Source organism: Actinosynnema sp. NPDC002837, assembly GCF_040295345.1.
Lineage (GTDB): Bacteria > Actinomycetota > Actinomycetes > Mycobacteriales > Pseudonocardiaceae > Actinosynnema.
Genome location: NZ_JBEOVG010000038.1, coordinates 59218 through 78439, shown reverse-complemented (window position 1 = coordinate 78439; position 19222 = coordinate 59218). Strand labels below are relative to the sequence as shown.

General features: G+C 72.3%; 14 protein-coding genes. 8 read left to right on the top strand and 6 right to left on the bottom strand.

Going from position 1 to position 19222, the window contains the following annotated elements; translation table 11 throughout:
* Window positions 1-95 precede the first annotated feature (95 nt).
* Window positions 96-1400: an ABC transporter substrate-binding protein gene (locus tag ABTZ99_RS24600; protein ID WP_498779371.1), complete on the bottom strand. Its 1305-nt coding sequence runs from the start codon at window positions 1398-1400 to the stop codon at window positions 96-98.
* A gap of 62 nt (window positions 1401-1462) precedes the next feature.
* A complete protein-coding gene (locus tag ABTZ99_RS24595) occupies window positions 1463-3421 on the bottom strand; it encodes a DUF2264 domain-containing protein (RefSeq protein WP_498779373.1) in 1959 nt (652 codons plus the stop codon).
* A gap of 363 nt (window positions 3422-3784) precedes the next feature.
* On the opposite strand from ABTZ99_RS24595, the gene ABTZ99_RS24590 reads away from it, so the two are divergent.
* Window positions 3785-4894: a LacI family DNA-binding transcriptional regulator gene (locus ABTZ99_RS24590; protein WP_499614282.1), complete on the top strand. Its 1110-nt coding sequence runs from the start codon at window positions 3785-3787 to the stop codon at window positions 4892-4894.
* A 15-nt stretch (window positions 4895-4909) separates the two neighbouring features.
* Here the strand turns inward: ABTZ99_RS24590 and ABTZ99_RS24585 are convergent, their stop codons facing one another.
* Together ABTZ99_RS24585 and kduI are read right to left on the bottom strand one after the other, a co-directional pair.
* On the bottom strand, window positions 4910-5680 hold the full coding sequence (locus tag ABTZ99_RS24585) for an SDR family oxidoreductase (protein ID WP_499614279.1): 771 nt from the start codon (window positions 5678-5680) through the stop codon (window positions 4910-4912).
* Window positions 5677-6507, bottom strand: a complete 831-nt coding sequence (gene kduI / locus ABTZ99_RS24580) for a 5-dehydro-4-deoxy-D-glucuronate isomerase (protein WP_498779378.1) — start codon at window positions 6505-6507, stop codon at window positions 5677-5679. The genes ABTZ99_RS24585 and kduI overlap by 4 nt, the downstream gene beginning before the upstream one ends.
* Window positions 6508-6650: 143 nt before the next feature.
* Between kduI and ABTZ99_RS24575 the strand changes: the two genes are divergently transcribed.
* Window positions 6651-7760 (top strand): LacI family DNA-binding transcriptional regulator, encoded by a 1110-nt coding sequence (locus tag ABTZ99_RS24575; RefSeq protein ID WP_499614276.1) that lies wholly within the window; start codon window positions 6651-6653, stop codon window positions 7758-7760.
* Between the two features lie 138 nt (window positions 7761-7898).
* Here ABTZ99_RS24575 and ABTZ99_RS24570 read toward each other — a convergent pair whose 3' ends face one another.
* Entirely contained in the window at window positions 7899-8849 is a 951-nt protein-coding gene (locus ABTZ99_RS24570) for a sugar kinase (protein WP_499614287.1), read from the bottom strand.
* A gap of 172 nt (window positions 8850-9021) precedes the next feature.
* Between ABTZ99_RS24570 and ABTZ99_RS24565 the strand changes: the two genes are divergently transcribed.
* Both ABTZ99_RS24565 and ABTZ99_RS24560 read left to right on the top strand, forming a co-directional pair.
* Window positions 9022-11061, top strand: coding sequence for an RICIN domain-containing protein (locus ABTZ99_RS24565; RefSeq protein ID WP_499614274.1), 2040 nt, complete (start codon window positions 9022-9024; stop codon window positions 11059-11061).
* A gap of 76 nt (window positions 11062-11137) precedes the next feature.
* Window positions 11138-12442 (top strand): BNR repeat-containing protein, encoded by a 1305-nt coding sequence (locus ABTZ99_RS24560; RefSeq protein ID WP_499614272.1) that lies wholly within the window; start codon window positions 11138-11140, stop codon window positions 12440-12442.
* 43 nt (window positions 12443-12485) lie between these two features.
* Here the strand turns inward: ABTZ99_RS24560 and ABTZ99_RS24555 are convergent, their stop codons facing one another.
* Complete coding sequence (locus ABTZ99_RS24555) at window positions 12486-13898, bottom strand: ricin-type beta-trefoil lectin domain protein (protein WP_499614270.1); 1413 nt, start codon at window positions 13896-13898, stop codon at window positions 12486-12488.
* A 242-nt stretch (window positions 13899-14140) separates the two neighbouring features.
* Here ABTZ99_RS24555 and ABTZ99_RS24550 point away from each other — a divergent pair, with 242 nt between their 5' ends.
* The 4 genes from ABTZ99_RS24550 (at window position 14141) to ABTZ99_RS24535 (ending at window position 19164) form a co-directional block, all read left to right on the top strand.
* The gene (locus tag ABTZ99_RS24550) at window positions 14141-15070 is read left to right on the top strand and encodes a carbohydrate ABC transporter permease (RefSeq protein ID WP_499614267.1); all 930 of its coding nucleotides are present in this window, start codon (window positions 14141-14143) and stop codon (window positions 15068-15070) included.
* 56 nt (window positions 15071-15126) lie between these two features.
* A complete protein-coding gene (locus ABTZ99_RS24545; RefSeq protein WP_499614285.1) occupies window positions 15127-15936 on the top strand; it encodes a carbohydrate ABC transporter permease in 810 nt (269 codons plus the stop codon).
* 32 nt (window positions 15937-15968) lie between these two features.
* Window positions 15969-17312, top strand: coding sequence for an ABC transporter substrate-binding protein (locus tag ABTZ99_RS24540; protein ID WP_498779388.1), 1344 nt, complete (start codon window positions 15969-15971; stop codon window positions 17310-17312).
* A 91-nt stretch (window positions 17313-17403) separates the two neighbouring features.
* Entirely contained in the window at window positions 17404-19164 is a 1761-nt protein-coding gene (locus tag ABTZ99_RS24535; RefSeq protein WP_499614265.1) for a glycoside hydrolase family 35 protein, read from the top strand.
* The last annotated feature ends 58 nt before the right edge of the window (window positions 19165-19222 follow it).

Sequence of the window (19222 nt, the reverse complement as noted above, 5' to 3'; positions counted from 1 at the left end):
CCTCCCGGGGGGTGCAAGGGGGTGACCTGCTGGTCGGGCGTGGGGGGGGGGGGGGGGGGGGGCGGGTCGGTGTCCCCCCCCCCCGCGCCGGGCGGTCACTTGGACTCGAGGACCTCGCTGCGGGCCCGCTCGCCCGCCTTGGTCAGCGCCTCGTCCACCGGCGTGCTCCCGGACATGATCGCCGAGTGGGTCTCCTGCAGGATGTTCTGCAACGCGGCGGTCTGCGCCGAGACGGGGTTCTCCGCACGGGTGTCGTGCGTGGTGAACGAGAAGCGGGACAGCTCGTCGGACGGCATGCCCTGCACCCCGAAGTACGCCTGCACCACCGGGTCGGTCAGCGTCGCGGGCGTGATGCCGATGGACGCCAGCGCCGTGGCGCCGCCCTCGCCCGCGACGAAGGTCAGGAACTTCTTGGCGGCCGCGACCTTGTTCTCGTCGATCGCGGCGTTGACGCCGATGCCGGTGGGGTCGCCGAAGGTGATCGGCTTGTCCTTGGCGCCCGCGTCGGCCTGCGGCGCCGGCGCGAAGCCCCACTGGAACGGCTGCGCGGTGCCGGCCTTCTGCTGCGCGAGCAGGGTCGCGACGTACCAGCTGCCCATCAGCATCATCGCGGCCTGCTGCGTGCCGAACTGCGCCTGGTACTGCAGGGTGTTCGTGGTCGCCGTGCCGTAGTCCACCTGCGCGCCTGCCTGCTGCTGCTCCAGCGCGCGCTTGTAGTAGGGCGCGAGGTAGCCGTAGTCACCGCTGCCGAGGTCGGCGCCCTGCGTCTGGGCCAGCGCCAGGCCCTGCACCGTCGACTGCCAGACGTGCTGGTAGGCGGCCTTGGCGGGCGATCCCGCGGCCTTCAGCCCCGCCGCCAGGTCCGCCGAGGCCTTCTCGTACTCCGCCCACGTCCAGGTCTCGCTCGGCGGCGTCACGCCCGCCGCGGTGAAGAGGTCCTTGTTGTAGTAGAGGTACCAGGAGTCCTGCCGGTAGGGCACGGCGTACGTCACGCCGTCCACCTTGTAGTTGCCCAGGCCGTTGACCTTGTCACCGAGGCCGCCCGCGACGTCGGAGACGTCCAGCAGCTGCTCGCCCGCCTGGTAGGTGATGAAGTTCTTGAGGTTCTTCAGGACGTACAGGTCGGGCGCGCTGCCGGCGGCCAGGTCCGCGGTCAGCTGGGTGTCGTAGTTGGTGGCGTCGTACTCCTTGAACTCGACCTTCACCTCCGGGTTCTGCGCCTGGAACGCCTCGGCGAGCTTCTGGAACTCGGGCGTGGTCTTCATGCTCCACGCGCTCATCGTCAGCGTGACCGGGCCGCCGGTGTCGGCGGGTTCGTCGGCGCCGCAGGCGGTCGCGGTGAGCGTGAGGGCGGTGACGGCGGCCGCGATGGCGGTCCACCGGGGATGGCGGTGTCGCATGGTCCTTCACTTCCTGGTCGAGCCACGGGGAGAACGGGGAGCGCGGGTGGGTTGCCCGCCGGTCAGGACAGCGCGACGCGGGTGCGCGCGCCGTCGGGCCACCGGGTGGTGACCCGGGTCGTCGGCCCGAGGTCGAGCCGGACCTCGGGTTCGACGGACCAGGAGCCGGCGCCGCGCGCCAGTTCCAGCAGGACGGCGAACCACTCGCCGGGCACGACGGGGCACCGGGCCCACGGGACCGCGGCGACCGGTCCGAGGGGTCCGGCGTCCTCGTGCACGGACACGCCCGAGTCGGTCGTCTGTCCTACGAGGACGGTGAGCGTCGAGCGCGTGCCGTCGTCACCCTGGACGCACGGCGCTTCGGTGGACCGGATGTCGACGTCCGCGCCCGCGACGGCCCACCCGGACAGCCGCAGGGCCACCGGCGGGCGGTCCTCGGCGACGTCGTCCACGCGGACCAGGCGGACTTCCCACGGACCGCGGACCAACGAGTGCACGGTGACCGTGCCCGCGTCGTGGTGGCGGCCCGACCAGCCCGAGCCGTGGCCCTGCTGCGCCTCGTCGGGCTCCAGCCAGCGCACGACGCCGGACGAGGAGCCGACGCCCACGGCGACGCCGTCCGCGTCGACCACCTCGGTGGCGCCGACCGCCATGCCGGACCGGTGGGACGCCCGGCCCTCGGCGTCGACCAGCACGACGGCCTGGTCGGCCGGATCGGCCCAGCTGCCCCGGTCCAGCAACGGGCTGGTCGCGGTGGAGTAGCCGAAGCGGGCGTAGAGCGGGGAGTCGCCCCTGGTGTCACCGGGGACCGCGTGGTCCGTGCCGTGGTTGACGACTCGCACGACGCCGTCCGCGGCCGTGCCGCTGACCAGCCAGCCCGGCGCCTTGATCGCCCGCACGTAGTCGCCCCGCTCGACCGGCAGCGGCAGTTCCCCGGCCAGCCACACCGGGTGGTCGGCGGGCAGGGCCAGCCCGAGCATGCCCTTCACCGCCCAGTACGGCGAGCCCGGACCCGAGTACGCCTGCGCGATGCGCGGCCACCGCCCGTGCCAGCCCAGGGACAGCAGGCCGTGCTCGTCGAGGGCGCCCCGGTCGACGAAGTGGCGCACGACGCTCGTCGCGGCCCGGCGCAGCACCCCGGGCGGCGTGGACGGCACCTCGGCGAGGGCGCCGGCCCAGAACGGCGCGGCGGCGGCGAAGCGGTAGGTCAGGCTGCGGCCCTGCACGAGCGGCGACCCGTCCGCGCCGACCAGGCGCACGGCGTCGAGCAGGAAGCGGTCGAGCAGCGCCGTGTCCCGGTCGCGGCGGGCCTCGGCGAAGCCGGCCGCGCCGGGCATCCGCGACCACAGCAGCGGGTAGACGTGCAGCGCCCAGCCGACGTAGTGGTCGAACGCGCGCTCGTGGCCGTCCGCCATCCAGGCGTCCTCGCGGAGGAAGCCGTCGTGGGTGGCGAGGTCCTCTTCGACGTCGTCCGGCGACCAGGGGCCGCCGACCGACCGCAGGAACGCCTGCACCACCAGCCGGAACCACACCCAGTTGATGCGCGGGTAGGTCGGGTCGCCCACGGCGGGCGCGAGGTAGGCGACGACCCGCTCCCGCACGGCCGGGTCCAGGCGGTCCCACAGCCACGGGCGGGTCAGGTCCAGCGCGAGCGCCAGCGAGGCGGCCTCGACCTTGGCCTGCGGGTGCTCGTCCAGGCGCACCCAGCGGTCCGGGGACGACGGGTCGGTGCCCGCCGCGATGCCCTCGGCGTAGAACTCGGCGAGGTTGTCCGGGTCGGCGCCGCGTTCGCCCGCGATCCGGAAACCCGCGAGCAGGAACGTGCGGGCGAAGCCCTCCAGGCCGTCCACGTCGGTCCCGTAGCCGCCGGCCGGTCCGGGCAGGGTGATCCGCGCGCGGCCCGGCGAGGCGAAGGGGCGCACCGCGCGCAGCATGGCGTCGGCCGTGCCCGCCCACTGGTCGCGGGTCCACCCGGCGACCGGGGTCGGTGGTGCGGCCCTCAACAGGGGTTCCGGCGGCATGTGACTCGTCCTTCAGCGTCGAAGGCGTTCGATCAAACAGTGCACAGTTACTTTCGTTTTTGATCGCTTTGCCTGTTAAGTAGTAAATACGTGCAGGAGCGATCGTGTCAAGACTCACATGAACGCTCTTCGCACGCATCCGCGCGGGGACGGCGTGGGCGCGGACCGGCCTGTCGCCGTGGGGTGTCACGGCGGGCCGCCCACATAATTGGGGTCACGATCAACGACGAGAGGACGTGCGGTGACGAAAGCGCGCATGGGGGACGGTGCGGCCGGCGGGACGCGGGCGACGGCCCGGCCGACCACAGGACCCCGGCCCGACGCCGCGGCGCCGTCGCCACGCGCCACCGCGGCGGACGCGTCGTGAACACCGAGTCCCGCACGCTCGCCGCCAAGAGGCGCGCCTCGATCCTGGAGGCGCTGCGCCGCGACGGCATGGTCCGCATCTCCGACCTCAGCGACAAGATGGGCGTCACCGCCGTGACGCTGCGCCGCGACATCGCCCACCTCGACGGCGAGGGCCTCCTGCGCCGGGTGCACGGCGGCGCCACGCTGCCCACCGCCGAGCTCCTGCCGGCCGCGACGCAGCCGTTAGAGGCCCCGGCGGAGCCCGCGCACTTCGGCGCTGCGGGCATGTTGGTCCCTTCGCTCGACTACTACTGGCCCGAAGTGGTCCGCGGCGCGGAGGAGGAGGCGTCCGCGAACGGGCTGCGGATCCTGCTCCGGGGCTCGTCCTACGGGAGCGCCGACGACCGGCCCCAGCTGGAGCGGCTGCTGGACCACGAGGACGTGTGCGGGCTGATCGCCGCGCCGAGCCTGACCGCGCCGTCGGCGGCGGCCACGATCGAGTGGCTGAGCACCATCGACACCCCGGTCGTGCTCGTCGAGCGCGTCGCGACGGTGGGCCCGCGCCAAGCCGTCGTGGAGTCGGTGGTGTCCGACCACGCCCTGGGCGCGGCCATGGCCGTGCACCACCTCGTGTCCCTGGGCCACCGCAAGGTCGGCCTGGTGACCAGCGAGAACAGCCCGACCTCCCCGCACGTGCACCGAGGCTGGCTCGACGCGTGCGCCGAGACCGGCCGCGACCCGCGGTCCACCGTGGACACCTCGATCCCGACGCCCGGCACGGCCGGGTGGGACACCGCGCTGGACGAGGTGCTCGACGCGTTGGCCACCACCGGCACCACGGCGGTGCTCGTGCACGCCGACACCGAGGCGATGGCCCTGGTGCAGCGCGCCGAGCAGCGCGGCGTGCAGGTGCCGTCCGGGTTGTCGGTGGTGGCCTACGACGACGAGGTGGCGGCGCTGTTCACGCCGGCGCTCACCGCCGTGCGCCCGGCGCGGCGCTCCATCGGCCGGGCGGCGGTGTCGCTGCTGGCCGCCCGGCTGCACGACCCGGACCGGCCGTCGCACCGGGTGGTGATCACCCCGTCCCTGCGCGTGCGCGGCTCGTCGGTCCCGCCGCCCGCCTGACCGCACCCACCGCACCTACCGCGCCAGCCAGCCGCCGTCGACCGGGAGGACGACGCCGTGGACGTAGTCGGCCGCGCGGGAGCACAGGAACAGCACCGCGCCCGCGATGTCCTCCGGTTCGGCCCAGCGACCCGCGGGGATGCGGTCGAGGATGGACCGGTTGCGGTCCGGGTCCGCGCGCAGGGCGCCGGTGTTGTCGGTGGCGACGTAGCCCGGCGCGACGGCGTTGACGTTGACGCCGCGGTGCGCCCACTCGTTGGCCAGTGCCTTGGTCAGGCCGGCCACCGCGGACTTCGACGCCGTGTACCCGGGCACGGTGATCCCGCCCTGGAAGCTCAGCATGGACGCGACGTTGACGATCCGGCCCGAGCCGCGGGCCAGCATCGCGCGGCCGACGTCGCGCGACAGCGTCCAGGTGGCGCGCAGGTTGACGTCGATCACGTGGTCGAAGTCGGCGTCGCTGTGCTCGGCGGCGGGCGCGCGGCGGATCGTGCCGCCGTTGTTGACCAGGACGTCCACCTTCCGCGCGGCCAGGAGAGCACCCAGCTCGGCCACCTGCGCGTGGTCGGCGAAGTCGGTCCGCACGGGGGTGAACACCCGGCCCTCGCCCTCGACCGCGGCCCGTGCCGGGCTGTCGCCCTCTGGCATGGACGCGCTGATGCCGATCACGTCCGCGCCCGCGGCGGCCAGCAGCCGTGCGACGGCCAGCCCGATGCCGCGCGCCGCCCCGGTGACCGCGGCTGTCTTGCCGGTCAGGTCGAGCAGGCCGGCCGCCTCCGGCGTCATCGCAGCGCCGCCGCGGGGTGCGGGTCCATGTCGTCGAACGCCTGGTTCTCCCCCGCCATGGCCCAGACGAAGCTGTACGCGGCCGTGCCGACGCCGCTGTGCACCGACCACGGCGGCGAGATCACCGCCTGGCGGTCGGCCACCACCAGGTGCCGGGTCTCGTTCGGCTCGCCGAGCAGGTGCACGACGCGGGCGTCCTCGGGCAGGCCGAAGTAGAGGTAGACCTCCATGCGGCGCTCGTGGGTGTGCGCGGGCATGGTGTTCCACATGCTGCCGGGGTGCAGCGACGTCACGCCCATCACGACCTGGCAGCTGCGGACGCCGTTCTCGTGGATGTACTGGGTGAGCGTGCGGCGGTTCGAGGTCAGCGGGTCGCCCAGCTCGCGCACGGTGCCGGCGCCCGGCTCCACCAGCACGGTCGGGTAGGCCGTGTGCGCGGGCGCGGAGAACAGGTAGAAGGCGGCGGGCGCCTCGGCGTCGTCGGACGCGAACGACACCTCTGCGACGCCGCGGCCGACGTACAGGCAGGCGGTCGGCGCGAGCCGGTGCTCCTCGCCGTCGACGGTCACCGTGCCCGGTCCGCCCACGTTGACGATCCCGGCTTCGCGGCGGTCGAAGAACCGCTCCGACTTCAGCTCCGGGAACGCCGGCAGGTGCAACGGGCCGGCGCTCGGCAGCGCGCCCACCAGCACCACCCGGTCGTGGTGGCTGTAGACCGCGCGCACCTCGCCGTCGGCGAACAGGTCTTCGACCAGGTAGTGCTGCCGCAGGTCGTCCGTGGTCATGGACGGGACCTGCTGCGGCGCGGTCGCGTAGCGCTGCTCCACGTTGCGTCGCCTTCCTTCGGTCGGATCGTTTCACTCAGGTGACGGTCGGAAACAGTCAATCTCAGACACAAAGGAAGGGCAAGACTGTACAGTTTGCTTGTTACGATCAGTTTCGATCAGAACGACGAGGCGAGCAGGCGGTCATGGCGGACAAACCGGGTGCGGAGGCCAAGGGCGCGATGCTGCCCGCCGCCCGACGGCAGTGGCTGCTGGAGCACTTGGCGGGCCGGGGCGTCGTGCGGATCACGCACATCGCCCAGGCCATGGGCGTCACGCCGGTCACCGTGCGGCGGGACGTGAACGACCTGGCCGCCGAGGGCCTGGTGGAACGGGTGCACGGCGGGGTCAGGCTGGTCGCCGACGTGCCCGCCGAGCCGTCCGGCGAGGACTCGACGCCCGCGATCGGGATGGTCGTGCCGTCGCTGGACTACTACTGGCCCGAGGTCATCCGCGGCGCGCAGGACACCGCGCACGAGAAGTGCGCCCGGCTCGTGCTGCGCGGGGCGTCCTACCAGGTCGACGACGTGCGGCACCAGGTCGAGTGGATGATGGGCAGCGGCGCGGTCGACGCGCTGCTCGTCGCGCCGCCGACCCGGGGCGCGGGGGCCGAGGAGCTCCTCGCCTGGCTGACGGCGCTGCCCGTGCCGGTGGTCCTGGTGGAGCGCTCGGCGGTGTCCGGCCCGTACCGGCAGCACGTCGAGTCCGTGCGCACCGATCACGCGGCGGGCGCGGAGCTCGCCGTCCGCCACCTGCACGGCCAGGGGCATCGCGGCATCGGGCTGGCGATCAGCGCGACCAGCCCCACGTCCGGCCAGGTCCGCGACGGCTGGCACGACGCGATGACCGACCTCGGGCTGCGGCCCGCGCCGGAGGTCAGCGTCGCCGCCTACTACGAGCCGGGCTGGGCGGTCGACGTCGACCGGGTGCTGGACCTGTGCGCCGAGCACGGGGCCACCGCGCTGGTCGTGCACTCCGACCGCGAGGCGGTGTCGTTGGTGCAGCGCGCCGAGGAACGCGGCATCCGGGTGCCGGCCGACCTGTCGGTGGTCGCCTACGACGACGAGGTGGCCAGGTTCGCCCACCCGCCGCTGACCGCCATGCGCCCGCCCAAGTACGCCGTGGGCAGCACCGCCGTGCACTTGGCGCTCGAACGCCTGGCCCAAGGCCCCGACCGGCCGGTGCGCCGGGTCGTCCTCAGCTCCGAACTGCGTGAACGCGCCTCGACCGGCGCACGCGCGGACGCACTGCGCTGATCACCGCACGCCGGCCGCACGCCAACTGCATCGACCCGCCCGGTTCACGGCACGCAGGCCGTGCTGAGGCGTGCGGTGACCACCCCGGCGAGGGATCACCGCACGCCAACCGCACCAACGCGACCTACCGCACCCGGCCTACCGCACACCCGCCGCGCTGACGCGTGCGGCGGCCCACGTGGCCGGATCGGCGACGAGCAGCCGTGCCACGTCGGCCGGTGGCAGCGGCACGGCGACGTCGGACATCGTGCACAGCGCCCCGGCCGCGGCGAGGTGACCGGAGCGCAGGCAGCGCGCCGGTGGAGCGCCTGCCAAGCGGCCCGCCAGGAAACCCGCGGCGAAGGCGTCGCCCGCGCCGACCGGTTCCACGACGTCCACCTCCAGCGCGGGCTCGAACACCGGCTCCGCGCCCGCCGCCAGCACGGACGCGCCGGTCGCGCCCTGCTTGACCACCACGGCGCCGGGTTCGGGCAGCACCTCGCGGACCGCGGCCGGCTCGGACACGCCCCACAGCGCCTCGGCCTCGTCGTCCCCGACCAGGACGAGGTCCGCCTTCGCGGCCAGGGAGCGCAGCACGTCCGGCCCGGACGGACCCCACAGCGCCGGTCGCCAGTTCACGTCGAACGACGTCGTGACGCCGGGGTGGTCCAGCAGGGCGTGCACCAGCGCCAGGCACGACGGCGACAGCGCGGCCGTGATGCCGGTCAGGTGCACGAACGACACCGCGCCCAGGTCCAGCCGGTCGACCAGCTCCGGCCCGAGCGCGGACGCCGCCGAGCCCGCGCGGTAGTAGCGCACGGCGCTGCCGGTCCGGCCCGCTTCCTTGATGTACAGGCCGGTGGGCCGGGTCGGGTCGACCACCACGCGCGAGACGTCCACGCCCGCACCCGCCACGGACGCGACGACCGCCCGACCGAACGGGTCGTCGCCCACCGCGCTCACCCAGCCGACGGGGACGCCGAGCGCGGCCAGCGCGCAGGCCACGTTGGACTCCGCGCCGCCGGTGCCCCGCGTCCAGGCGCGCACGTCCTCGGGAGGCCCCGCTTCGGCGGGGGTGAACACGGCCATGGTCTCGCCAACGCACAGCACCGCGACCACTTCGACTCCTTCGGTCTCAGACCCGAACAAAACGATCGTAAACGATCAAATAGTGCTTGACTCGACTTAAACGATCGCACATGCTCGTCCCGGCACCGACTTGCTCTTGCTCTCCCGCTCCACCACCGGCCAGGCCCGGACACCGCAGAGGAGATCAACGACGATGAACCCTCGCCGAACACCCCGCCGTTCCCGGTCGAGGCTGGCCGCCGCCGGCCTGGCCACCGCGGTGGTCGCGACCCTGGCGGTGACGTACCCGTCGACCGCCGGCGCGCAGGACGCGACCGCCGCGGTCACCGTGCGGCCGGACCCGTCCTACCAGCAGCCCGCGTTCGAGGGCTGGGGCACGAGCCTCGTCTGGTTCGCCAACGCCACCGGCGGCTACCCCGACGCGATCCGCAACCGCCTCGCCAACCTGCTCTACGGCGACGACGGCCTGCGGCTCAACATCGCCCGCTACAACATCGGCGGCGGCAACGCGCCCGACGTGCGCGACGACTACATGAAGGCCGGCGCGACGATGGAGGGCTTCTGGCGGGCGCCGGAGGGCACCACCCGCGAGGACGTGGACTGGTGGAACCCCGACGACCCGGCCCACTGGGACCTCTCGGCCGACGCCAACCAGCGCTGGTGGATCGACCGGATCAAGGACGAGGTCAGCCACTGGGAGGCGTTCAGCAACTCGCCGCCGTGGTTCCAGACCGTCAGCGGGTACGTCTCCGGCGGGTTCGACCCCTCCGCCGACCAGATCCGCGCCGACCGGGTGGACGACTTCGCCACCTACCTGGTCCGGGTCTCCGAGCACCTCGAGCGGACCCACGGCATCCGGTTCGACACCATCGATCCCCTCAACGAGCCGAACACGCCTTACTGGGGCACCCAGCTCGGTCCGGACGGTCAGCCGACCGGGGGCAGGCAGGAGGGCGCCCACGCGGGCCCGGCCCTCCAGCAGAGCGTGGTCCTCGCCCTCCGCCGGGCACTGGACGACTCGGCGCTCGACGCCCGACTGTCCGCCATGGACGAGACCAGCCCCACCATCTTCCGCACCAACTGGAACGCCTACGGCGCCGAGGGCAAGGCCGCCGTCGACCAGCTCAACGTGCACACCTACGGCACCGGCCACCGCACGTCCGCGCGCGACATCGCCAAGGGCGCCGACAAGCCGCTGTGGATGAGCGAGGTGGACGGCACCTGGGGCACCGGCCAGAGCTTCACCAGCATGGAGCCGGGACTGGGCATCGCCGAGCGGATCGTCAACGACATGCGCGAGCTGGAACCGTCCGCGTGGTTGCTGTGGCAGGCGATCGAGGACTACAACCCGCAGGCCGCGGCCGGCAAGAACTGGGGCGCGATCCAGGTCCCGTTCGACTGCCCGGCCGACGCCACGCCCGTGACGTGCCCGATCCGCACGAACACCAAGTTCCACACCATCCGCAACTTCACCCACTTCGTGCGACCGGGTGACCACGTCATCAAGGTGGACAACACGTCCAGCCTGGCCGCGGTGTCCGCCGACGGCTCGTCCGCCACGGTCGTCCACATCAACAACACCACCGAGCCGCGCGCCGTCACGCTCGACCTGTCGCGCTTCGGCGCGGTCCACGCGAACGCCTCGGTGACGCCGGTCGTCAGCGACGTCGCCGGCGGACTGGTGCGGGGCAAGGCGGTGCGGGTCGCGGACCGCTCGGCGACGCTCACCGTGCCCGCCAAGTCGGTTACCACCTTCGTGGTCGACGGCGTGCGCGGCGTGGCGTCCGACGCGGCGCTGGTGCAGCCCGGTCACAGCTACACGCTGAACGGCGTGCAGAGCGGCAAGGCGCTGGTGCCCTCCGCCGACGGGAACTCGGTCGTGCTCGGCGCCGCCGACCAGGCCGACGCGACCGCGCGGTGGCGCATCGAGCCGGTGACCGCGGGCACCGGCAACCGCGAGCGCTACGCGGTGCGGCACGACAGCGGCAAGCGCCTGGCCGACCGGGGCGGCAGCCTCGTGCTCGAACCGGGCGCGCAGACCGACCCGGCCGCCCAGTGGATCATGTCGACCACGGGCGACGGCAGCTACACGTTCGTCAACGCCGCCACCGGCCGGCTCTTCGACGTGGTCGGCCAGGGCACGGGCGTCGGCACCAGGGTGGGCGTGTACGTGCCCAACTCGGGGTCGAACCAGCGGTGGACGGTCGTGGACCGGACCCCGCGCACGAGCTGACCGGTACGGCGAACCGACGAGAGGGACGGCGATGGTGTCGGACACCGGGCGAGCGCTCGCACCGAAAGCGACCTTGGTGTCCGACACCTTGCTGGACCCGGCCGCGCTGTTCTTCGTGTCCTACGACGGCGTGGTCAACAACAACTCCTTCCAGCGGGACGCGATCGTCACCTTCGCCGGTCACCAGTACGCGACCTGGTACACCGGCAGCCGCCACGCCGTCGTGGCGCGCAGGCCGCTCGGCGGCGCGTGGGAGAAGGTCGTGCTGCCGCACCGGCTGAGCGTGGACGACTCGCACAACGTGATCTCGCTCGGCATCTCCCCGCAGGACGGGACGCTGCACGTCGCGATGGACACGCACGACAACCCCGTCTTCTACGTGAAGTCGATCCCGGGCCTCGTCACGCGACCGCTCACGACCTCCTGGGACGCGACGGTGTTCGGCGCGGTGCAACGGACTTTGGACGGCGTCGACCCGGGCGACCTGAGCTACCCCCAGTTCGTGGTGACCCCGGAAGGGGCCCTCCAGCTGAGCTACCGCACCGGCAGGTCCGGGAACGGCGTCAACGAGCTCGCCGAGTACGACCGCGGGACCTGGCGACGGCTGGGCGCCTGGAGTTCGGCGACCGGCGAGTACACCGGGCCGAGCGGTGTCGTGTCCACGAGGCGCAACATGTACCTGCACGGGCTGGACTACGACCGGCACGGACGCCTGCACGCCGCCTTCACGTGGCGCGAGGACGATCCCGGCGTGCTGTGCGCGCCCGGCGGCCTGACCAACCACGACACCGGTTACGTCCGCAGCGACGACCGGGGCCGCACCTGGCGCACCGGCGCGGGCGCCGTCGTGGGCACGACCGGCGGGGAGCGCGTGGCCGTCTCCTCCCCCGGCGTCCTCGTCGACCACCTCGGCCCGGACCACGCGCTCATGAACCAGGAGAGCCAGGCCGTCGACTCGACCGGCACGCCGCACGTGGTGATCAGCTACGTGCCGGAGCGGTTCACCCGGTGCGTGTCGGACTACGCCGCGCAGCGGGCGCGGTACGCGCGCACCTTCCACCTCACCCGCTCGGGAGACACGTGGACCAAGCGCGAGGTGCCCGTGCCGCCCCGCAGCACCCAGCGCACGAAACTGGTCTTCGACCACGCCGACAACGCCTACCTGGTGATGCCGCGCGGCCGGATCGTGGCGGCGAGCGAGGCGAGTGGGTGGACCGACTGGACCCTGCTCTTCGACCGGCCGGCGATGAACGCGTTCGGCGAGGTCAACGTCGACGCGTCGCGGGTCGCGGTCGACGGCGTCCTGTCCGTGCAGTACCAGCAGGCCTCGTCGGGCACCACGCCGTCGCCGATCCGGGTCGCGGACTTCCGACTGGCCTGACGGGCGACCGGGTTCCCGCGTCGGCGGGAACCCGGTCGTGCCCTCAACTACGCCGCCAGACCTGGTTCGGCTTGCCGTTGCAGTGCCAGAACCCGACCGCGCTGCCGTTCGCGGTGGCCTCACCGGTCACGTCGAGGCACAGGCCGGACTGGTTGTTGGTCACCGTGCCGTTCGAGTGCAGGGTCCACTTCTGGTTCGCGCCGCCGTGGCAGTCCCAGATGATCAACCGGGCCTCGGTGCCGCCACCGCCCTCGGCGTCGAGGCACTTGGCGCCGTAGACGCGCAGCTCCTGGGCGGCGGTGTGGGCCCACCGCTGGTTGGCGCCCCCGTTGCAGTCCCAGAGCGTCGGCGCCGTGCCGTTGGTCCGGCTCGCGCCCGGAACGTCGAGGCACCGGTTGGACCCGGCCCCGCGCAGCACGCCGTCGGTCGGCGTGGTGGTACCGCCGCCCCACGCCCACCGCAGCCGGTCGGCGCCGCTGGGGTTGGTGACGTTCAGGGTGAGGTTGGCGCCGCTGCCGCTCAGGGTGGTCAGGGAGTAGCTGTCACCGGTGCGCAGGCCCGGCCAGTACACCGAGCCCATGCGCAGCGAGCGCAGGGTGTCGGTCGCGGCCTGGAGGTAGGCGACCTCGTAGGAGCCGTTGACCGGACCGTTGTAGTCCAGGCCCGAGGTCATCTCGGCGCCGAACTCGTCCAGCACGGTGCGCGAGGCGCAGGTGCCGATACGCGCCCGGAGGTCGTCGGCCCACTGCTGCGGGCTGGTCCAGTCCTTGTGCCAGAAACCGTACTGGTGCAGCGCGAGGTACGTGCCGTCGAGCCGGCTGTCCGCGCACACCGGCTTGACGTCCTCGCTGTAGCCCGTGCCGCCGATGAACACCCGGCCGCGCGGCACGGACGGCCGGGCGGTCAACCAGTTCGCGGCGACGTCGCGCCACTCCTGGCTGCTGTAGCCGAACGGCTCGTTCATCGGCTCGAAGTACACCGCGGCGTCGGCCGCGTACTTCGCGGTGATCCGGTTCCACATGGTGTTGAACGCGGCGGTGTCGTCGATGCGGCCGTCCTTGGCCGTCGGGGACTCCCAGTAGCCCAGGACGACCTTGAACCCCTTGGCCGCGGCGGCGTCGATCGCGCCGGTGTAGGAGTTCCAGAAGGGGCCGTTGACCGTGGCCGGGTTCACCGGCAGCCGCACGGTGTTGGCGCCGAGCTTGGCCTGGAACTGCCCGATGACCGCCGTCGCCTTGGCGTGGGTGGTGGCGTAGTCGTCCGATTTGGACAACCCCGAGGGCACGACCTCGTCGGCGGCGTAGTTGTCGCGCGGGTCGGCCCAGTTGACCCCCTTGAACTGGCTGGTGTCCGCACTGGCGGGCGAGGCCGTCGCGGTCAGCAGCCCGGCCACGCCCAAGGCGCAGCCGACCGCCGCCGCGACGCGCGAGAGGCGTCGGGTGGGCGAAGAGTTCATCGTTGATCTCCTCTTGAGTGGTGCCGGGTGGAGGGGACCTTGCGGAACACGTCATGTTTGCGCAAACATGAGCGGCGGCCGCGCCAGTCTGTGACCCCGGCGACAGGCTGTCAAGAGGATCGGCCGGGACCCCGCACCCACCGCGGAGCCGCACGGCCCCCTGGACAGGCCCGAGTCGACGAGCTAGCGTCGGCCGCCAAATGTTTGCGTAAACATCTTCGCCGCGGTCAACAGGAGAGACGATGACGTCCATCTCGGCGCCGGTCGAGGCGCCACCGGCACGCCCGGCGCGGAACGCCGGCCGCCTGCGCGTCGACCGGAAGGGTTGGCTGTTCGTCGCGCCGTTCCTGGCCGTGTTCGCGTTGGTGTTCCTGGCGCCGATCGTCTACGCGGTGTGGTTGAGCCTGTTCCGCGAGCAGGTGTTCTTCGGCGGCACGGAGTTCGTGGGGCTGGACAACTACACGGCGGTGCTCCGGGACGGGAAGTTCTGGGAGTCGTTCCTGCGGGTGCTGCTGTTCCTGGTCGTCCAGGTGCCGATCATGCTCGGCCTGGCGCTGGTGGCGGCGTTGGCGATCGACAGCGCCCGGCTGCACGCGGCGGGGTTCTTCCGGATCGTGGTGTTCCTGCCCTACGCGGTGCCGGCCGTCGTGGCGACGCTGATGTGGGGCTTCATCTACGGCGACAGCTTCGGCCTCGCCGCGGACCTCAACGGGTTGCTGGGCGACAAGGTCGTCCTGCCGCTGTCGGGCGACTGGATCCTGTTGTCGATCGGCAACATCGTGACGTGGGAGTTCGTCGGCTACAACATGCTGATCCTCTACTCGGCGCTCAAAGTCGTGCCGCACGACCTGTACGAGGCCGCCGCCATCGACGGCGCGGGCGCGTTCCGCACGATCGCGAGCGTGAAGCTGCCCGCGATCCGGGGCGCGGTGATGATCGCGACGATCTTCTCGATCATCGGCAGCTTCCAGCTGTTCAACGAGCCGAACATCCTGCGGGCGTTGGCGCCCAACGCGATCAGCACGTACTACACGCCGAACATGTACGCCTACACGTTGTCCTTCGGCGGCCAGCAGTACAACTACTCGGCCACGGTGGCGATCGTCATGGGCGTCATCACCGCGATCATCGCCTACGTCGTGCAGCTGCGCGGCACGCGGAAGGGTGCGTGAGGACCGTGGCCCTGTCCCCGCTCCGACCCCGCAAGTCCCGCCTGCTGACCACGGTCATGGCGGTGTACCTGGTCTACACGCTGGTGCCGCTGGCGTGGCTGCTGATCAGCGCCACCAAGACCCAGCAGGACCTGCTCTCCACGTCCAGGCTGGCGTTCGGCGGCACGTTCGCGCTGTTCGACAACATCGGGCAGACGTTCACCCACGACAACGGGATCTTCCTGCGCTGGCTGGGCAACACGCTGCTCTACGTCGTCGTGGGCGCGGGCGGCGCGACCGCGTTGGCCACCGCGGCCGGCTACGGCCTGGCCCAGTACCGCTTCCGCGGCCGGCGCGCCGTGTTCGCCGTGCTGCTCGGCGCGATCGCGATCCCCGGCACCGCGCTGGCCGTGCCGACGTTCCTGATGTTCAGCAACCTGGGCCTGACCAACACGCCGTGGGCGATCATCATCCCGTCGCTGGTCAGCCCGTTCGGCCTGTACCTGGTGTGGACCTACACCACCGAGGCCGTGCCCGACGAGCTGCTGGAGGCCGCCCGCATCGACGGCGCGGGCGAGCTGCGGATCTTCTTCACCGTCACCCTGCGCCTGCTCGCGCCGGGCGTGGTGACGGTCGCGCTGTTCGCGGTGGTGTCGACGTGGAACAACTACTTCCTGCCGCTGATCATGCTCAGCGAACCCGACTGGTACCCGCTCACGGTGGGGCTGAACCAGTGGAGCGCCCAGGCCTCCGGTGTCGGCGCGCAGCCGATCTACCACCTCGTGATCACCGGCTCGGTCATCACCATCGTCCCGCTCGTCATCGCGTTCCTGCTGCTCCAACGCTTCTGGCAGTCAGGTTTGACCGCGGGCAGCGTCAAGCAGTAACCCTCTCCCACCGCCGCGAAAGGACCCCCACGATGTCACCCACCAGGCGCAGCCGGGTGGCCATAGTCCTGGCCACCGCCCTCGCCACCGCGCTCTCCGCCTGCTCCTCCGGCGACGGCGGCGGCACGACGCCGGGCGGCGCGACCGGCACCCAGGACGCGGTCGACGCCGCCCTGCGCGACGGCGGCGAGATCACCTACTGGAGCTGGACCCCGTCCGCCAAGGCGCAGGTCGAGGCCTTCCAGCAGGAGCACCCCAACGTCAAGGTCAACTACGTCAACGCCGGCACCGGCAACGACCACTACACCAAGCTCCAGAACGCCATCAAGGCAGGCTCCGGCGCACCCGACGTCGCCCAGGTCGAGTACCAGGCGCTCCCCCAGTTCGCGCTGACCGGCTCGCTGGTCGACCTCGGCCAGTACGGCTTCCAGGCCTTCGAGGGCGACTACACCCCCTCGACGTGGAACTCGGTCAAGGTCGGCGGCGGCCTGTTCGGCCTGCCCCAGGACTCCGGCCCCATGGCCCTGTTCTACAACAAGGCGCTCTTCGACCAGCACGGCATCGCCGTGCCCAAGACGTGGGACGAGTACGTCGACGCGGCCAGGAAGCTGCACGCCGCCGACCCGACCAAGTACATCACCAACGACACCGGTGACGCGGGCTTCGCGACCAGCATGATCTGGCAGGCGGGCGGCAAGCCGTTCCGCACCGACGGCAAGTCCGTGAAGATCGACCTCCAGGACGAGGGCGCGAAGAAGTGGACCGCCGCGTGGGACCAGCTCGTCGAGGAGAAGCTGGTCTCCACCATCCCCGGCTGGACCGACGCGTGGTACAAGGCGCTGGGTGACGGCACTATCGCCACGCTGGCGACCGGCGCGTGGATGCCCGGTGTGCTGGAGTCCTCGGTGCCGGGCGGCGCGGGCAAGTGGGCCGTCGCCCCGCTGCCGACCTACGACGGCGGCACGCCGGTGACCGCGGAGAACGGCGGCAGCACGCAGTCGGTGCTCAAGCAGAGCGCCAAGCCCGCGCTCGCGGCGGCCTTCGTGCGCTGGCTCAACAACGGCAACGGCGTCAAGCCGTTCCTGGAGAGCGGCGGCTTCCCCGCCACGAAGGCCGACCTCGACTCCGCCGCCTTCAAGGACAAGGCCTCGCCCTACTTCGGCGGGCAGCAGATCAACCAGGTCCTGACCGCCGCCGCCGGCCAGGTCCTGCCGGGCTGGAGCTACCTGCCCTACCAGCTCTACGCCAACACCGTCTTCAACGACACCGTCGGCAAGTCCTACACCGACGCCACCGGCCTCGACCCCGGTCTGGTGGACTGGCAGAAGGCGCTCGTCGAGTACGGCAACCAACAGGGCTTCACCGTCAACGGCTGACCCGACGGCGGGACGGCCCCCGACCGGCCGTCCCGCCACCGCGCACCCGCGCCGCACCCGGCGCCACACCCGGAAGGAACACCCGATCCCCGTGCCCGACTTCAGCATCGGCGAGCGCGACTTCCTGCTCGACGGCAGGCCGTTCCGCATCCTGTCCGGGGCCCTGCACTACTTCCGCGTGCACCCCGACCAGTGGGCCGACCGCATCGACAAGGCCCGGCGCATGGGTTTGAACACCATCGAGACCTACGTCGCCTGGAACGCGCACGCGCCCGCGCCGGACGCCTTCGACCTCACCGGCGGGCTCGACCTCGGCCGGTTCCTGCGCCTGGTCGCCGACGCCGGCATGCACGCGATCGTCCGCCCCGGCCCCTACATCTGCGCCGAGTGGGACAACGGCGGCCTGCCCGCCTGGCTGTTCCGCGACCCCGAGGTGGGCGTCCGCCGCGCCGAACCCCGTTACCTGGCCGCCGTCAAGGCCTACCTCGACCGCGTCTACGAGGTCGTCGCCCCGCTCCAGGTCCAGCACGGCGGCCCCGTCATCCTCGTGCAGATCGAGAACGAGTACGGCGCGTTCGGCGACGACAAGACCTACCTCAAGACCCTGGCGGAGCACACCCGCGACGCCGGCATCACCGTGCCGCTGACCACGATCGACCAGCCGACCGACGAGATGCTGGCGGCGGGCAGCCTGGAGGGCCTGCACCGGACCGCGTCCTTCGGCTCGCGCGCGGTCGAGCGGCTGGCCGCGCTGCGCCGTCACCAGCCGACCGGGCCGCTGATGTGCGCGGAGTTCTGGAACGGCTGGTTCGACCACTGGGGCAGCCACCACCACACCACCTCGGCCGCGGACAGCGCCGCCGAGCTCGACGCGCTGCTCTCCGCCGGCGCCTCGGTCAACGTCTACATGTTCCACGGCGGCACCAACTTCGGCTTCACCAGCGGCGCCAACGACAAGGGCACCTACCAGCCGACCATCACCTCCTACGACTACGACGCCCCGCTGGACGAGGCAGGCAACCCCACCGCCAAGTACCACGCGTTCCGCGAGGTCATCGCGCGCCACCACGACGTGCCCGGCGAACCGCCGCCCGCCGCACGGCCGACGCCGCGGTTCACGGTGGCGTTGACCGATCCCGTGCCCCTGCTGGACCTGGCGAAGCGGTCGACCGCCTGGCAGCGCCACGACACCGTGCCCGCGCTCGACGACCTGGACGGCGCGCCGCGGCTGGCGCTGGCGACCACGCGGGTCGACGCCTCGGACCCCGCCGTGCTGTGCTTCGGCGAGGTGCGCGACCACGCCTCGGTGTTCCTGGCCGGCCGACCGGTCGGGACGCTGCTGCGCGAGCACCACCAACGCGCCCTCGGCCTGCCCCGCGCGGCCGGTGAGCTGGCCGTCCTGGTCGAGGACCACGGCCGGGTCAACTACGGGCCGCGCCTCGGCGAGCCCAAGGGCCTCATCGGCGGCGCGACCCTCGACGGCCGTCCCCTGACCGGGTGGGACGTGCTCCCGCTCGCCCTCGACGCGCCGCCGGCGGCGTGGACCGATCGGGAGGGCGCCACACCCGTGCCGGCGGCGGTGCCGGGTCCGGTGTTCCTGCGCGCCCGGTTCGACCTCGACCGGCCCGCCGACCTCCACCTGGACACCGACGGCTGGGGTCGTGGTCTGGTGTGGGTCAACGGCTTCTGCCTGGGCCGGTACTGGTCACGCGGCCCTCAGCGCACCCTGTACGTGCCCGGCCCGGTGCTGCGCGCCGGGGACAACGAGCTGGTCGTCCTCGAACTCGCGGCCCTGACCACCCCCACGGCCCGCTTCGTGCCGGGACCGCTGCTCGGCCACACCGAGGCGTGATCGATGTTTACGCAAACAAGTAGCGTTCTGCACCGGCTATAGTGGCGACGCGCCACAC

Excerpts from the sequence above, each read along its gene's own strand:
- ABTZ99_RS24600 (WP_498779371.1), bottom strand. The coding sequence starts at position 1,400 with ATGCGACACCGCCATCCCCGGTGGACCGCCATCGCGGCCGCCGTCACC.
- ABTZ99_RS24595 (WP_498779373.1), bottom strand. The coding sequence starts at position 3,421 with ATGCCGCCGGAACCCCTGTTGAGGGCCGCACCACCGACCCCGGTCGCC.
- ABTZ99_RS24585 (WP_499614279.1), bottom strand. The coding sequence starts at position 5,680 with ATGACGCCGGAGGCGGCCGGCCTGCTCGACCTGACCGGCAAGACAGCC.
- ABTZ99_RS24575 (WP_499614276.1), top strand. The coding sequence starts at position 6,651 with ATGGCGGACAAACCGGGTGCGGAGGCCAAGGGCGCGATGCTGCCCGCC.
- ABTZ99_RS24565 (WP_499614274.1), top strand. The coding sequence starts at position 9,022 with ATGAACCCTCGCCGAACACCCCGCCGTTCCCGGTCGAGGCTGGCCGCC.
- ABTZ99_RS24555 (WP_499614270.1), bottom strand. The coding sequence starts at position 13,898 with ATGAACTCTTCGCCCACCCGACGCCTCTCGCGCGTCGCGGCGGCGGTC.
- ABTZ99_RS24550 (WP_499614267.1), top strand. The coding sequence starts at position 14,141 with ATGACGTCCATCTCGGCGCCGGTCGAGGCGCCACCGGCACGCCCGGCG.
- ABTZ99_RS24545 (WP_499614285.1), top strand. The coding sequence starts at position 15,127 with ATGGCGGTGTACCTGGTCTACACGCTGGTGCCGCTGGCGTGGCTGCTG.
- ABTZ99_RS24540 (WP_498779388.1), top strand. The coding sequence starts at position 15,969 with ATGTCACCCACCAGGCGCAGCCGGGTGGCCATAGTCCTGGCCACCGCC.